16 protein-coding genes and 1 other annotated feature are annotated in these 15,207 nt (G+C 35.3%); of the genes, 15 read left to right on the top strand and 1 reads right to left on the bottom strand.

Going from position 1 to position 15,207, the window contains the following annotated elements; all coding sequences use genetic code 11:
- Positions 1 to 32 precede the first annotated feature (32 nt).
- The 13 genes from COD11_RS16050 to COD11_RS15990 all read left to right on the top strand — a co-directional run bounded on the left by COD11_RS16050 (position 33) and on the right by COD11_RS15990 (position 13,658).
- The gene (locus COD11_RS16050; RefSeq protein ID WP_098797919.1) at positions 33 to 1,094 is read left to right on the top strand and encodes an AI-2E family transporter; all 1,062 of its coding nucleotides are present in this window, start codon (positions 33 to 35) and stop codon (positions 1,092 to 1,094) included.
- A gap of 43 nt (positions 1,095 to 1,137) precedes the next feature.
- Positions 1,138 to 1,345: a binding site (T-box leader), on the top strand.
- Positions 1,346 to 1,431: 86 nt separating this feature from the next.
- Positions 1,432 to 4,071, top strand: coding sequence for an alanine--tRNA ligase (alaS, locus tag COD11_RS16045; RefSeq protein ID WP_098797918.1), 2,640 nt, complete (start codon positions 1,432 to 1,434; stop codon positions 4,069 to 4,071).
- A gap of 78 nt (positions 4,072 to 4,149) precedes the next feature.
- A complete protein-coding gene (locus tag COD11_RS16040) occupies positions 4,150 to 4,416 on the top strand; it encodes an IreB family regulatory phosphoprotein (protein WP_026558655.1) in 267 nt (88 codons plus the stop codon).
- Position 4,417: 1 nt separating this feature from the next.
- A complete protein-coding gene (gene ruvX / locus COD11_RS16035) occupies positions 4,418 to 4,834 on the top strand; it encodes a Holliday junction resolvase RuvX (protein WP_098797917.1) in 417 nt (138 codons plus the stop codon).
- Positions 4,835 to 4,858: 24 nt separating this feature from the next.
- Positions 4,859 to 5,146, top strand: a complete 288-nt coding sequence (locus COD11_RS16030) for a DUF1292 domain-containing protein (protein WP_098797916.1) — start codon at positions 4,859 to 4,861, stop codon at positions 5,144 to 5,146.
- A gap of 157 nt (positions 5,147 to 5,303) precedes the next feature.
- A complete protein-coding gene (gene mltG / locus COD11_RS16025) occupies positions 5,304 to 6,428 on the top strand; it encodes an endolytic transglycosylase MltG (protein WP_098797915.1) in 1,125 nt (374 codons plus the stop codon).
- A 243-nt stretch (positions 6,429 to 6,671) separates the two neighbouring features.
- The gene (locus COD11_RS16020; protein ID WP_098797914.1) at positions 6,672 to 7,316 is read left to right on the top strand and encodes an O-methyltransferase; all 645 of its coding nucleotides are present in this window, start codon (positions 6,672 to 6,674) and stop codon (positions 7,314 to 7,316) included.
- A 22-nt stretch (positions 7,317 to 7,338) separates the two neighbouring features.
- Positions 7,339 to 8,268 (top strand): peptidase U32 family protein, encoded by a 930-nt coding sequence (locus tag COD11_RS16015; RefSeq protein ID WP_098797913.1) that lies wholly within the window; start codon positions 7,339 to 7,341, stop codon positions 8,266 to 8,268.
- A gap of 32 nt (positions 8,269 to 8,300) precedes the next feature.
- Entirely contained in the window at positions 8,301 to 9,569 is a 1,269-nt protein-coding gene (locus COD11_RS16010; protein WP_141549697.1) for a peptidase U32 family protein, read from the top strand.
- Between the two features lie 5 nt (positions 9,570 to 9,574).
- Positions 9,575 to 10,210: a uridine kinase gene (gene udk / locus COD11_RS16005; protein ID WP_098797911.1), complete on the top strand. Its 636-nt coding sequence runs from the start codon at positions 9,575 to 9,577 to the stop codon at positions 10,208 to 10,210.
- Between the two features lie 294 nt (positions 10,211 to 10,504).
- Positions 10,505 to 10,978: a transcription elongation factor GreA gene (gene greA / locus COD11_RS16000; RefSeq protein ID WP_098797910.1), complete on the top strand. Its 474-nt coding sequence runs from the start codon at positions 10,505 to 10,507 to the stop codon at positions 10,976 to 10,978.
- Between the two features lie 111 nt (positions 10,979 to 11,089).
- Positions 11,090 to 12,850 (top strand): peptidoglycan D,D-transpeptidase FtsI family protein, encoded by a 1,761-nt coding sequence (locus tag COD11_RS15995; protein ID WP_098797909.1) that lies wholly within the window; start codon positions 11,090 to 11,092, stop codon positions 12,848 to 12,850.
- Between the two features lie 109 nt (positions 12,851 to 12,959).
- A complete protein-coding gene (locus COD11_RS15990) occupies positions 12,960 to 13,658 on the top strand; it encodes a YrrS family protein (RefSeq protein ID WP_176551113.1) in 699 nt (232 codons plus the stop codon).
- A 54-nt stretch (positions 13,659 to 13,712) separates the two neighbouring features.
- On the opposite strand, the gene COD11_RS15985 is transcribed toward COD11_RS15990, so the two are convergent.
- Positions 13,713 to 13,919 (bottom strand): DUF2536 family protein, encoded by a 207-nt coding sequence (locus tag COD11_RS15985; protein WP_098797907.1) that lies wholly within the window; start codon positions 13,917 to 13,919, stop codon positions 13,713 to 13,715.
- A 193-nt stretch (positions 13,920 to 14,112) separates the two neighbouring features.
- On the opposite strand from COD11_RS15985, the gene mtnN reads away from it, so the two are divergent.
- Complete coding sequence (gene mtnN / locus COD11_RS15980) at positions 14,113 to 14,805, top strand: 5'-methylthioadenosine/S-adenosylhomocysteine nucleosidase (RefSeq protein WP_098797906.1); 693 nt, start codon at positions 14,113 to 14,115, stop codon at positions 14,803 to 14,805.
- Between the two features lie 130 nt (positions 14,806 to 14,935).
- Positions 14,936 to 15,169: a YrhC family protein gene (locus COD11_RS15975; RefSeq protein ID WP_098797905.1), complete on the top strand. Its 234-nt coding sequence runs from the start codon at positions 14,936 to 14,938 to the stop codon at positions 15,167 to 15,169.
- The last annotated feature ends 38 nt before the right edge of the window (positions 15,170 to 15,207 follow it).

Below are 15,207 nucleotides of genomic sequence, written 5' to 3'. Positions count from 1 at the left end.
CCTCCACAATAACTAGAAAGAGGAGGGTGACTATGAGAGACAATCAAATAAAATGGTTGTTGAGAATTACCATTTTATTATTAGGCTTGTTAACAGTATTTGTGTTTTTTAAGCTATATTCTATTTGGGCTCCTTTTTTTCTAATGTTTAAAGCCATTTTTATCCCTTTTCTTATTAGTGCATTTATAACATATTTACTGCATCCGGTTATTGAAAAACTACATCGAACGGGGATGCCGAGACCTATTTCAATTTTAATCATTTATTTATTATTTTTTGGTTTACTAGGATACGGTTTTTATAAAGGTGTACCTGTATTGGTTAATCAATTACGGGATTTATCTGAAAACTTTCCCCAGTTCCAAGCAACTTATAACAGATGGATTGATTCAATTCATGATCAAACAGACAGTTGGCCAGATGGAATACATGATCGAATTGAACGGATGTTTGAGCAAACAGAAGAGTGGCTTGCATTAACAATCGAAAGAGTGATCAATAGTCTAAGGAGCTTATTTGATTATGTGCTTCTTCTAGCGATCATCCCGTTTTTAGTTTTTTATATGTTGAAAGATTATGATCAAATAAAAAAAGCTGGTTGGTATCTTACCCCGCGAAGATGGAGAAATGAAGCGATTCAATTTCTAAAGGATATAGATCATTCATTAGGAAGCTATATTCGTGGTCAGCTGTTTGTTTGTTTGATCATTGGAACAGTTGCATTTTTATCTCTTTGGTTTTTTCATGTGAAATATCCATTAATACTTGGTTTATTAATTGGTGTGACAAATATCATTCCTTATTTTGGACCAGTGATTGGAGCGGTACCAGCTTTAATTATTGCTGCTACAATGTCAACAAAAACACTCATTATTGTAGTGATCATTATCTTTGCGCTGCAATTTATAGAAGGAAATATTCTAGGGCCCTTAATAGTGGGGAAAAGCCTTCATATGCATCCAATCGTCATTATGTTAGCGTTATTGGCTGGTGGAGAAATAGCTGGTGTTGTAGGATTAATGCTAGCTGTGCCTATTGTAGTCATTTTAAGGGTTGTTATTGTTCACTTGGCACAATTTAGACGACAACATTGACATTTGAATAACGCTTGTCTATAATTCTCGATAGTACAATAATGAAAAAACAATGAAGGAAAAAAGTATGTTGTGACCGCTTTAAAGAGAGGAATTTCCCTGGCTGAAAGAAATTCTAAAGTAAGGACAGCTGAAAGCTATTCCTAAGTGCAGAAAAACCTGCCGTCAAAACCACGTTACGGTTTTTAGAGTGATGGACTTTTTTATGTCCATAATCAGGGTGGTACCGCGAGCTAACTCTCGTCCCTGTGCAAAGAGGTGATTCTTTACACAGAGACGAGAGTTTTTTGTGTTAAGAAATTTCGCAAATAAAAACCGAATTTTAAGGAGGATACATATGAAACACTTACAATCTGCAGAAGTACGTCAAATGTTTTTAGATTTCTTCAAAGAAAAAGGACATGCAGTGGAACCTAGTGCATCTCTAGTTCCACATGAAGACCCAACATTACTTTGGATTAACAGTGGTGTTGCGACATTAAAAAAATACTTTGATGGTCGTGTAATACCAGCAAATCCTAGAATTTGTAACGCACAAAAATCAATTCGAACAAATGATATTGAAAACGTAGGAAAAACTGCTAGACATCATACATTTTTTGAGATGCTTGGAAACTTTTCAATTGGGGATTACTTTAAGGTAGAAGCAATTGAATGGGCATGGGAATTCTTAACAGATGAAAAATGGATTGGTTTTGATCCTGAAAAATTATCCGTTACAATTCACCCTGAGGACAACGAAGCATTTGATATTTGGAAGGATAAAATTGGTGTTCCTGAAGAGCGTATCATTCGTTTAGAAGGGAACTTCTGGGATATTGGTGAAGGGCCTAGTGGACCGAATACAGAGATCTTTTATGATCGTGGTGAAGATTACGGAAATGACTCTGAAGATCCAGAGTTATATCCTGGTGGAGAAAATGAACGTTATCTTGAAGTATGGAACTTGGTATTCTCACAATTTAACCACAACCCTGATGGTACATATACACCACTTCCTAAGAAAAACATTGATACAGGAATGGGACTTGAGCGTATGGTCTCCGTTATTCAAAATGTTCAAACAAACTTTGATACAGATTTATTTATTCCAATTATTAAAGCAACTGAGCAAATTTCAGGTGAACAGTATCGTAAAGATAAAGAAAAAGATGTTTCATTTAAAGTTATTGCTGACCATGTTCGTACAGTAAGCTTTGCGATAAGTGATGGTGCTCTCCCTTCTAATGAAGGTCGTGGATATGTATTGCGACGCCTATTAAGAAGAGCAGTACGTTATGCCAAGCAAATTAATATAAACCGTCCATTCATGTACGAGCTTGTTCCAGTTGTTGCTGAAATTATGGTTGATTTTTATCCAGAAGTAAAAACAAAAACAGAGTTCATTCAAAAAGTTATCAAAAACGAGGAAGAGCGTTTCCATGAAACATTAAATGAAGGGTTAGCCATCCTTAGTGAAGTAATCAAAACGCAAAAAGAAAAAGGAAATGATGAAATTCCAGGAGAAGATGTTTTCCGTCTTTATGATACGTATGGATTCCCTGTTGAGTTAACAGAGGAATATGCTGAAGAAGAAGGCATGAAAGTTGATCATGAGGGCTTTGAAGAAGAAATGAGCAGACAACGCGAACGTGCTCGTGCAGCTATGCAAAAGGTTGATTCTATGCAGGTTCAAGGTGGCATGCTTGGAGAAATTAAAACGGAAAGTGAATTTGTTGGATACAATCAGCTAATTGTTAACAATTCAGAAGCTGTTGTGATTGTGAAAAACGGTGAAGTTGTTCAAGAAGCACACGAAGGTGAAGAAGTGCAAATAATCCTTAATAAAACACCATTTTATGCTGAGAGTGGCGGACAAATTGCTGATGAAGGAACGCTGACAAGTGATAAAGCAATGATCAAAGTGAAAGATGTTCAAAAAGCTCCTAATGGCCAGAACCTTCATAATGTCATTGTAGAAAGTGGTACTCTTCAAACTGGAGATACATTTACAGCCTCAGTAGCTAAAGAAAATCGTACTGGTATTGTAAAAAATCACACAGCAACACATTTATTACATCAAGCACTTAAAGATGTACTTGGTACTCATGTAAATCAGGCAGGTTCTTTAGTAACAGTTGATCGTCTTCGATTTGACTTCTCACATTTTGGTCAAGTGAGCCAAGAAGAGCTGTCACGAATTGAGCAGATTGTAAATGAGCAAATCTGGAAAAGTATTGCTGTAAATATTGATTTTAAATCTTTAAATGAAGCAAAAGAAATGGGAGCAATGGCACTATTCGGTGAGAAGTACGGAGATATTGTTCGTGTTGTTCAAGTTGGAGACTACAGCTTAGAGCTATGTGGAGGATGTCATGTTGATAATACATCTTCAATTGGACTATTCAAAATTGTAACAGAAACAGGTATTGGCGCTGGAACAAGACGTATTGAAGCTGTTACAGGAAAAGCAGCATATCAATATATGAATGAGCAATATGAGAAATTAAAAGAGGCTGCTGAGCTACTAAAAGCAAATCCAAAAGAAATTGTTTCAAGAATCAGTGGTTTATTACAAGATTACCGTGCACTTCAACGCGAAAATGAATCATTAACAACTAAGCTTGGAAATCTAGAGGCTGGCAGCATCGTCGATCAAGCTAAAACGATAAATGGAATAACAGTTTTAGCTGCAAAAGTTAATGCAAAAGACATGAACAGCCTGCGTGGCATGATGGATGACTTGAAAAATAAGCTCCAATCAGCTATTGTAGTTCTCGGAGCAGCTGAAGATGGAAAAGTAAATCTGATTGCGGGTGTTACAAAGGATTTAGTTGATAAAGGATATCATGCTGGTAAATTAATCAAAGAAGTAGCGGAACGTTGTGGTGGAAAAGGCGGCGGACGCCCTGACATGGCACAAGCAGGTGCAAAACAACCAGAAAAACTGGAAGAAGCGCTAAAACTTGTCGATGAATGGGTTGAATCCGTTTTATAATTAAGAAAAGTAGTGTAAAATGTAGGTAAGATTGGACAAGCAGATTCCGATTATGAATCTGAGAAAGAGGTGCGAACGGTGAGTTCATTTGATAAAACAATGAAATTTAATTTTTCTGATGAAACGGTCGAAACCAATGTAAATGAAGTTCTTTATACTGTGTACGATGCGTTACAAGAAAAAGGCTATAATCCAATTAATCAAATTGTTGGATATTTACTTTCGGGTGATCCTGCCTATATTCCCCGTCATCGCGACGCACGGAATTTAATTCGCAAACTTGAGCGAGATGAATTAATTGAGGAGCTAGTAAAATCTTACTTACAAAAAAACCGAGAGGCATAATATGCGAATTTTAGGATTAGATTTAGGCTCAAAAACACTTGGAGTGGCTGTAAGTGATGAGCTAGGGTGGACAGCCCAGGGAATTGAGACGATTAAAATAAATGAGGAAAGTCGAGACTATCAATTAGGACGACTTACTGAAATCATTGAGCAGCATAATGTAGAAAAGATTGTTCTAGGAATGCCCAAAAATATGAACGGGACAATAGGACCAAGAGCTGAAGCAAGTCAGCGATTTGCTGATATTTTGACAAAGAAATTTGGTCTTCCAGTCGTACTTTGGGATGAACGATTAACAACAATGGCTGCTGAAAGAATGCTCATTTCTGCAGACGTTAGTCGTAAGAAAAGGAAACAAGTTATTGATAAAATGGCTGCTGTTATGATTTTACAAGGCTACTTAGATAGTCTAAATTAACAAACAATACTATGAGGTGAATAAATGGATCACGGTGAAAAACAAATTACAGTAATTGATGAAAATGGAAATGAACAACTTTGCGAGGTATTATTTACGTTTGAATCAGAAGAATTCAAAAAATCCTATGTACTATATTATCCAGTAGGCGCTGATGAAGATGACAGCGAAGAGATTGAGATTCATGCATCAAGCTTTAATCCCCATGCGGATGGAGAAGATGGTGAACTAGAACCAATCGAAACTGACGAAGAGTGGGACTTAATTGAAGAAATGTTAAATACGTTTCTGGATGAAGAAGAGGAAGAATAAAATGTTAGGGACAAAAGAATCATTCTTTTGTCCCTTTTTCTTTGTGTTTTTTTCGGATCATTGTGCTAATACTATGAATTTTCTCCTTGTCTTAAAAAAATTGCCGAAACATCATGAACATTGTAGTATAATAATTGGGATGAGAGGGGGATACAACATGTCTGATGATTCGAAAAAAGATACATTCCGCGAAAAGTTACTGGAAAAACAAAGTGAAGCGAAGGTTGTAAGAAAGATTGTTTTAACAGTATTCATCGTTCTTCTAATTGTTTTTTCAGGGATAATCGGTGGCGGATATTTATATATTAAGTCTTCATTACAGCCTATAGATCCTAATGATCAAACAGCAATTGATGTTACTATACCGATTGGATCGTCTGTTTCTAGTATTTCAAAAATATTAGAAGAGAGCGGCATTATTAAAGATGATCGAGTCTTTAAATATTATATAAAATTTAAAAATGAATCAGGTTTTCAGGCTGGTGACTATCAGCTGGCAAAATCAATGACAATTACAGATATTATTTCAATACTTAAAAAAGGAAAAGTCATGGATGAAGCTGTTTTTCAAATTACCATATCTGAAGGAAGACAACTTACAGAGATTGCCTCTATTATTGCAAATAATACACCTTATACAGAAAAAGAGGTTTTAGCTACTCTAACGGACAAGGCTTTTATTGATTCAATGAAGGCAAAATATCCAGACTTATTAACAGATGATATTTATCAAGAGAATATAAAGTATGCTTTGGAAGGATATTTATTTCCTGCAACTTACCCATACTATACAGAAAAACCAACATTAGAAGAAGTTCTTGAACCAATGGTACAAAAAATGAGTGAAGTAGTAGCAAAATATATTCCGCAATTACAGGAAAAAAATATGAGTGTGCACAGATTAGTTACAATGGCTTCATTAATTGAAGAAGAGGCAACAGAAAAAGCTGATCGTGAAAAAATATCAAGTGTATTTTATAATCGAATGGAAATAAAAATGCCGTTGCAAACAGATCCGACTGTGTTATATGCATTAGGAGAACATAAAGATCGTGTATTATATGCTGATTTAGAGGTTGATTCACCTTACAACACCTATCAAAATCGTGGATTACCTCCAGGACCAATTGCAAATGCCGGAGAAGTTTCATTTGTAGCTGCTCTTAATCCAGAAGATACAGACTTCTTATATTTTCTTGCTACAAAGCAAGGAGACGTCATTTTTACTAAAACTTTAGATGAGCATAACAAAGAAAAAAATAAGCACATTACAAATCAGTAGAGGAAATGAAAGGGATCGTGAATTAACTATTCGCTTTCCCTTTCTTATTGTGGTAAAATATATCGAGTTGTTAATTGAAACGAAAATATTATAAACGCTAAAACAAGAGTTCTCATGTATGGGGCTCTTCTTTTCGTGATTTGATATCATCTCTAGTTTACATTAGCGCTATATGACTCTTGCAGGTATGGTTTGATCTTCCTCAAGTTTTCAGTTGGCGCTTTAAATCTGCAGGAGGGCCACATGTTACCTAATGACGTGATCATGTATGTGGAGAACTTAATTCCAGAAAGTCCACAATTTGTTAAAGAAATAGAACAGTATGCACAAGAGCATGAAGTTCCGATAATGGAGAAGATAGGTATAGAAGTACTTTTGTTGCTTTTATCTATGCAAAAGCCAACAAAAATTTTTGAAATTGGAACAGCTATCGGGTATTCAGCTATCCGTATGGCACTTCAATTGCCACAAACACAGATTATTAGTGTTGAAATGGATGAAGAACGCTTTGAAGTAGCTCAACAAAATATTAAACATCTTGGACTAGAGAATCGGATTATCACCTATCTTGGAGATGCCTTAACACTAGCTGATGAAATAGAGAAACATGGTCCATTCGATGCTATGTTTATAGATGCTACAAAAGCTAAATATAAGAAGTTTTATGATTTATATGAACCAATGCTGTCAAAAACAGGGATGATTTATACGGATAATGTATTATTTAAAGGAACCGTTGCAAGAGATCGTACAGAACTGAGCACAAGAAGACAACGTACACTTGTTAGAAAATTAGATGAGTATAACAAGATGTTGTCTACGTTAGAAGGCTATGAAACAACGTTCATTCCAGTTGGAGACGGAATTGCTGTTACTAGAAGAAAATGAAAGGTAACGAGGTGGTTGGAAAATGAAGAAACCAGAATTATTAGTAACACCAAAACAAGTAGAAGATATTCTCCCTTTAATTCATGCCGGTGCAGATGCATTTGTTATTGGTGAACAAAAGTTTGGTCTTCGACTTGCAGGTGAATTCTCACAAGACCAAGTGAGAGAAACAATTAATATTGCTCATAAACATAATAAAAAAGTGTACGTTGCAATGAATGCAGTTTTTCATAATGAAACAATAGAAGAGGTTGAAAAATATTTATCTTTTCTAAATGAAATCAAGCCAGACGCTGTTATTTTCGGTGATCCGGCTGTGTTAATGGCTGCTAAAGAGGTTGCTCCAGAGTTAAAGCTCCATTGGAATACGGAAACAACAGCAACTAACTGGTATACATGTAATTATTGGGGAAAAAAGGGTGCAAAACGCGCTGTACTTGCAAGAGAATTAAGTATGGATGCTATTGTGGAAATAAAAGACAATGCAGAAGTTGAGATTGAAGTACAAGTTCATGGCATGACCTGTATGTTCCAATCTAAACGAAATCTTTTAGGAAATTATTTTGAATACCAAGGTAAAGCATTGAAGATAGAAAAACGTGATCAGAACGAATCAATGTTCCTATTTGATCCAGAACGAGATAATAAATATCCGATTTTTGAAGACGTGAATGGCACACATATTATGAGTCCAAATGATATGTGTATTATTGATGAGCTCGGAGAAATGATTGATGCAGGTGTGGACTCATTTAAGATTGATGGAGTTCTTCAAACCCCTGAATATATTATTGAAGTAACAAAAAAATACCGAAAAGCAATTGATCTTTGTGTTGAGAATAATGCTGAATATGAAGAGGTAAAAGATACGTTATTAGAAGAAATAGAAGAATTACAGGCGAAAAACCGTCCTTTAGATACAGGATTTTTCTTTAAAGAAACAGTGTATTAATCTTTTTATAAATGAACAAAGGAGTGAAAAAATTGACTGCAGTTATTGATAAAATTTCAGAAATCGTTGATGGAAAACGAGTCATTACGAAAAAACCAGAATTATTAGCACCTGCTGGTAATTTAGAAAAATTAAAAATCGCTGTTCATTATGGTGCAGATGCGGTTTTTATTGGTGGACAAGAGTATGGTTTACGCTCAAATGCAGGTAATTTCTCCTTAGAGGAAATGGCAGAGGGTGTACAGTTTGCCAATAAGTATGGTGCTAAAATCTATGTAACCACAAACATATTTGCACATAATGAAAACATTGACGGTCTTGATGAATATTTAATGGGACTTCAAGATGCAGGTGTAACAGGAATCATTGTAGCTGATCCATTAATTATCGAAACATGTCGTCGGGTTGCGCCGAAGCTTGAGGTACATTTAAGTACTCAGCAATCTCTTTCAAACTGGAAAGCAGTTCAGTTTTGGAAAGAAGAAGGACTCGAGCGTGTTGTATTAGCTCGTGAGACTAGTGCAGAAGAAATTAAGGAAATGAAAGAAAAGGTTGATATTGAAATCGAAGCGTTTATCCATGGTGCGATGTGTATTGCCTATTCAGGTCGTTGTACTTTAAGTAATCATATGACTGCTCGTGACTCAAATCGTGGTGGTTGTTGTCAATCTTGTCGTTGGGATTATGATCTCTTTAAGTTGAAAGATAATGAGGAAGTAGCTTTATTTGAAGAAAAAGATGCACATTTTGCCATGAGTCCAAAAGATTTAAACTTAATTGAGTCAATTCCTAAGATGATAGAGCTAGGAATTGATAGCCTGAAAATTGAAGGTCGGATGAAGTCTATTCACTATGTAGCTACAGTAGTCAGCGTTTATCGCAAAGTGATTGATGCATACTGTGCAGATCCTGATAACTTTAAAATCAACCCGGAATGGCTAAAAGAGCTGGACAAATGTGCAAATCGCGAAACTGCTTCTGCTTTCTTTGAAGGCGTTCCAGGTTTTCAACAACAGATGTTTGGTAACCACAGCAAAAAAACGGAATATGATTTTGCAGGACTTGTAATGGATTATGACAATGAAACGCAAATGGTTACACTTCAGCAGCGTAATCATTTTAAGCCTGGTGAAACAGTTGAATTCTTCGGTCCGGAAATTGAAAACTTTACACAAACAATTGAGAAGATTTGGGATGAAGATGGTAAAGAGCTTGATGCAGCCCGTCATCCACTACAAATTGTAAGATTCAAAGTGGATAAACCAGTCTTTAGAAACAACATGATGCGAAAGGGGTTCTAATACAAATGGCAAAAAAACCGGTTGTCATTGGGGTTGCTGGAGGCTCGGGCTCTGGTAAGACGAGCGTAACTAAAGCAATCTACGAACATTTTAAAGGACACTCAATTTTAATGCTTGAACAAGATTTCTATTATAAAGATCAAAGTCATTTACCCTTTGAACAAAGGTTAAATACAAACTATGATCATCCCTTTGCTTTTGATAATGATTTATTGATTGAGCATTTAAACATGTTACTACATCATGAAGCCATTGAAAAACCGGTTTATGACTATAAATTGCATACAAGATCTGAAGATGTTATTGTAGTAGAGCCAAAGGATGTTATCATCTTAGAAGGAATCCTTATCCTGGAGGATGAACGTTTACGTGATTTAATGGATATTAAGCTTTTCGTCGATACAGACGCAGACCTTAGAATTATTCGACGTATTTTACGTGATATTAAGGAGCGTGGGCGTTCTATTGACTCAGTTATTGAACAATATATTTCTGTTGTAAGGCCTATGCATAATCAATTCATTGAACCTACGAAAAGATATGCAGATATTATCATCCCTGAGGGTGGACAAAATATGGTTGCAATTGACTTAATGGTAACAAAAATTCAAACAATTCTTGAACTAAATGCAATTTTGTAATAACATAGCATAGATAAAGTCTACTGTGATCATATTATGTATAGGTAATCATTTTCTTTTTTTATGTGAGGATTTGATAGGTGAAGGGCACACATTGTTGCCCTTGCTTTTTTACATACTATCAAGTGAATACGATGCCTGATAGATAAAACGAAATTATGCTTCAACATCTTTCTTACTTAAGGCAATCAGCTGCCTTAGCTTTACATATTTATTTTCATTAAAGATAAAGAAAGTAACAAGCATGAATGATTCAGTACGACGGGGAAGTCTACTAGAAGGAGTGGAACAAACATGGCACAAGAAAAAGTTTTTCCTATGACTCAGGAAGGTAAAGATAAGCTTGAGCAAGAGCTTGAATATTTGAAAACGGTTAAGCGAAAAGAAGTAGTAGAAAGAATTAAAATTGCGCGAAGCTTTGGAGATCTATCTGAGAACTCTGAGTATGATTCTGCAAAAGAAGAACAAGCATTTGTTGAAGGTCGTATTACAACATTAGAAAATATGATCCGAAATGCAAAAATCATCGAAGGTGAAGCAGATACAAGCTCCGTTTCATTAGGGCGAACTGTTACATTTACAGAGCTTCCAGACGGTGAGGAAGAAACATATACAATAGTTGGTAGTGCTGAAGCTGATCCTTTTGAAGGTAAAATTTCAAACGATTCTCCAATTGCCAAAAGTTTATTAGGTAAAAAGGTTGATGATGAAGTAACTGTTCAAACACCAGGCGGAGAAATGCTTGTTAAAATTGTGAACATTAGCTAATAAAAGGTTTATATACGAAACACCTCGTCCAAAATGGAGACGAGGTGTTTTTTATTTAATGGTGCATATACCGTTATAAATGGGATCTATAAACACCTGCAGGAGGTTTTTATGAATCCAAATAGAAGAATGCTTGTTGTAGGTATTTTCTTTATATTAATGCTATGTGCTACTTTATACAGGTTAGCGGATATCCAATTAATTCACACAGAATCATTTTCGAAAAAAGGAGTAAATCTTGTTCAGGAAAGTGTGAATCAAAGAACACAGGAAGTTGTTATTGATGACGGTAGAGGTCGTTTCGTGGATCGAAATGGAGAATCAATTCAAAAACACGCAGAACCTTCGCTTGTATTATTTCCCTTTTTAAAAGAAATTTCATGGCCTGCAGAGGAATTGTCTAAAATTGTTAACATCTCAAGCAATGAACTAAAGGGACTAGTTTTAGATACAAAAGAGCCAGTTGTTCTTTCTAAAGACGATGGACTTAGATTAACAAAAGCAGAATTAGAAAAAATAAATAAACTTGAGATACCTGGAGTATTTGGGATTTATCGACAAACTCTCTTAGACGAATCATTAGGTGAACATATAATCGGAATTACCGGTGAAAACGCTGAACGCTTGAGGGAAAAGTATCCAGATCGTACTGACTTATCTTATAAAACAAAAATTGGTGTAACAGGACTTGAAAAGGCATTTGATGAATTCTTATTGCCGGATGCAGAAACAAAACTTCTATACCATGTTGATGGAGACGGTCATCCTTTATTTGGAATTAATGTAAAATACATTGCTGATTCAAATCCTTTTTATCCTGTAACCGTTCAAACGACAATCGATAAAAATATACAGGAGATGGCGGAAAAAGTATTAGATAAACAAAAAGTTGAAAAAGGTGGACTTGTTTTACTGGACATTGAAAATAATGAGATCTTGTCAATGGTAAGTAGGCCAACGTTAAGTCGTTCTGAATCAAGTACGTTAACAAATTATATGTTACAGCCTCTTTTTCCTGGTTCAGTATTTAAAACTGTCATTTCTGCAGCAGCAATTGAATATGGTTTAGATGATGCTACAAGACAATTTAATTGTAGTTTAAATTTATACGGAGAAGATGATGGTGGTCAGGATGATGGACAACTTTCTTTTGAAAGAAGCTTCGCAAAAAGCTGTAATTATACTTTTACAACTTTAGCAGAGGAATTAATGGAAAAAGATAAAAATGTAATTGATAATACTGCGGATAAATTAGGATTAATCGGGCCAGTTGGCTGGAGTGGTGAAGTATTCCATTATGAAAATTTTAAACAGCTGCCTGATGAAAAAACAGGTAATATTTGGGGAGATGAAAAAGATAAAAGTGTAGCAAAAGCTATTGATCAAACGGCTATTGGTCAAAAGAATGTAAAAATTACACCGCTTGCTATTGCAAATATGATGGCAACTATCGCAAGAGGCGGTCAAAAAGAACAAATAAAAATCGTAAAAAATATATTATATAAAAATGGAACAAATATGTTCTCATTTACGTCTAATTCTTTAGGAGGAGAAGAACTTTCACCAATTACTGCATCCAAGCTACAAAAACTTCTTCGATTAGTCGTCACAGACCCTGAGGGGACAGGTAGAAGGTTTCAAACTTCTTCTTTTGAGGTATCAGGTAAATCAGGGACAGCACAAACAGGGAAAAAAGATGAGAATGGTCATACATTATACAACAAATGGTTTGCGGGGTACTTTCCATCTTCTAATCCTAGATATGCACTGGTCGTAGTTGAAATGGATACAACAAGTGCTGAGGCCGGTACAAATGCAGCATTTTATGATGTTGTAGAAGAGATGTCTAAAATTGACGAACGAAAAAACTAATTTAGGAGTGGAAATCCTTGGGATTAAGCTTTATGATACGACTAGATAGAAAATAGTACTAATGCTAGAATAAAGACTGAAGGTTTGAGGGATAAAGGAGTGTAGGGCATTGAGTAATCAACATTTAAACAGCTCTCGTTATGAAAAAAGAGATAAGAAAAGAAAAACGAATATAGTACTAAACACATTAATTGGTATTGTATTAGTCCTTATTTTTGTTATTGGCTCACAACTTATCTTGGGTGCAAACCAATCTGAAAAAACAGCTAAATACAATGAACAACCAGATATACAAGTGGCAAGTGAAGAAAATAAAGCTGAAGAGGAAAACCCTGATACCGATAAGGAAGAAAATCAAAAAGAGAATTCAGATAAAAACACCGAAGATGGCAGCGAAGAAGCTAAACAGGAAGATACTGATGAAGACATGGATCAGAAGGAAGAAACTGAATCAGAAGTTGAAGATTCATTTGATGAAGCAACCATTACCGAGGGTGATCCAGAATCTGGTATTGCTGAAACAATTGAAAGTTCTGGGTGGGAACCAATTGGAACTTCTCAATCAGAGCCGCATTCAGCAAACTATACTAAGGGTTCACAGGATTGGAATGAGATGACAAAGGCTTTGAGCTATGCAACAGGTATTCCTGAATCAGATATGATTATTTGGTATCTTGGTAATAATGGTGGACCAAATGATGCAGCAGGAACAATTTCACCAAAAGATCAATCTGTAAAATATAAAGTGTATATTACATGGGTTGAGAATGAAGGCTGGATGCCTACAAAAATAGAAAAATTACAATAATCAAAAGGATGTTTATACGGTTAATTGTAACCGTACAAACATCTTTTTTTATTGTTAAAAGTTTGCTTTAAAATGAACAACAGCACTATAAAATTTTTTCCCTTCCTCGTTCACGTGCATCTGATGTGATACAGAGTGAACATGTAATAAAATAGCTTGGTTATGAACAATTTGTTCATTTATTTTCTTCTCAAGGTCTTTTATCGTTTGTGCCTCAAAAAACTCGATCTTATCTTTAAGTAAATCTAATTGTAAATTCATTATTACACACCTCAAAACTAGTTGATTTTATCTATCATAAATAGTACCAAAAGAACAGCTTTAACACCATAATGTTGAAGCTTGATATCTGTTTTACCTTGCTTTAAGGACCCGAAATGGGTAAACTCTATTAGGAGACTGCATAACTACATAGAATAATGTTTATAGATACATAAGGAAGGAATGAAATGAGATGAAAATTGCGATTATTGGAGCGATGGAAGAAGAGGTTACCATCCTCAGAGATAAACTGGATAACAAAGAGCAACAAGTGATAGCGGGAAGTGAATTTACAAAGGGGCTTTACAAAGGGATAGAGGTTATTCTTTTAAAGTCTGGTATTGGTAAAGTAAACGCAGCATTAAGTACAACCTTGCTTTTGGATCGATATCAACCTGATTACGTTATTAATACTGGATCTGCAGGAGGGTTTCATTCTTCTTTAAATGTAGGAGATGTTGTTATTTCTACTGAGGTTCGACATAATGATGTTGATGTTACAGCATTTGGTTATGAGTATGGACAAGTACCAGGCCTACCAGCAGCATATACACCAGATGCTAAGCTAGTCGAAATTGCAGCTAAGAAAGCTGAAGAAATAACAGACATTCAGGTAGCAAAGGGATTAATTGTAACAGGAGACTCTTTCTTAAGTGATCCAGAAAAAGTTGAGTTTATCCGCAGTAAATTTCAAAATCTTTATGCCGGTGAAATGGAAGCTGCCGCGATTGCTCAGGTATGTCATCAATTTGAAGTATCTTTTGTTGTGATAAGAGCACTATCTGATATTGCGGGTAAAGAATCTAATATCTCTTTTGATCAATTTTTAGGTCAAGCTGCTAAGCACTCAGCTAATTTAGTCTTAAAAATTGTTGAGTCCATTTAAAGAAGTCGATCATGAATATTCGTTCATGATCGACTTTTTTATAGGTTCCCTCATTTGGATTTATTTACTTGATTCATAGTCTACTAGTCTGTGTTATTGTGTTTGTATAACACTTTTAGTAGGTGATGAAATGACTAAGAAAAAGCTACAAGCACTTATGATGGATTTTAAGCATTATGCCTTTATTCTATTGGCCGTTAGTGTTTTCTTATATATTGGCGTTGTACTTCCTGACGAAGGAAAACAAGAACTTTATGACACTGTCCTAATGGTTACAACTGTATTGTTTTTAATTGGATCATTCCTATGTTTTAAAAAGTCCTTACATTTTAAAAAACAGTTAGATCAAATAGAGGAACATTAAAAAAAACCGATCTTTAAATGGAGGCCACTGAAAATCTG

This window comes from Bacillus sp. AFS040349, assembly GCF_002577655.1.
Taxonomy (GTDB): Bacteria; Bacillota; Bacilli; order Bacillales; family Bacillaceae; genus Metabacillus.
This window is presented reverse-complemented; position numbering and strand designations above follow the sequence as displayed.

Coding starts and splice junctions, on each gene's coding strand:
- COD11_RS16050 (WP_098797919.1), top strand. CDS start 33: ATGAGAGACAATCAAATAAAATGGTTGTTGAGAATTACCATTTTATTA.
- alaS (WP_098797918.1), top strand. CDS start 1,432: ATGAAACACTTACAATCTGCAGAAGTACGTCAAATGTTTTTAGATTTC.
- ruvX (WP_098797917.1), top strand. CDS start 4,418: ATGCGAATTTTAGGATTAGATTTAGGCTCAAAAACACTTGGAGTGGCT.
- COD11_RS16030 (WP_098797916.1), top strand. CDS start 4,859: ATGGATCACGGTGAAAAACAAATTACAGTAATTGATGAAAATGGAAAT.
- mltG (WP_098797915.1), top strand. CDS start 5,304: ATGTCTGATGATTCGAAAAAAGATACATTCCGCGAAAAGTTACTGGAA.
- COD11_RS16020 (WP_098797914.1), top strand. CDS start 6,672: ATGTTACCTAATGACGTGATCATGTATGTGGAGAACTTAATTCCAGAA.
- COD11_RS16015 (WP_098797913.1), top strand. CDS start 7,339: ATGAAGAAACCAGAATTATTAGTAACACCAAAACAAGTAGAAGATATT.
- udk (WP_098797911.1), top strand. CDS start 9,575: ATGGCAAAAAAACCGGTTGTCATTGGGGTTGCTGGAGGCTCGGGCTCT.
- greA (WP_098797910.1), top strand. CDS start 10,505: ATGGCACAAGAAAAAGTTTTTCCTATGACTCAGGAAGGTAAAGATAAG.
- COD11_RS15995 (WP_098797909.1), top strand. CDS start 11,090: ATGAATCCAAATAGAAGAATGCTTGTTGTAGGTATTTTCTTTATATTA.
- COD11_RS15985 (WP_098797907.1), bottom strand. CDS start 13,919: ATGAATTTACAATTAGATTTACTTAAAGATAAGATCGAGTTTTTTGAG.
- mtnN (WP_098797906.1), top strand. CDS start 14,113: ATGAAAATTGCGATTATTGGAGCGATGGAAGAAGAGGTTACCATCCTC.
- COD11_RS15975 (WP_098797905.1), top strand. CDS start 14,936: ATGACTAAGAAAAAGCTACAAGCACTTATGATGGATTTTAAGCATTAT.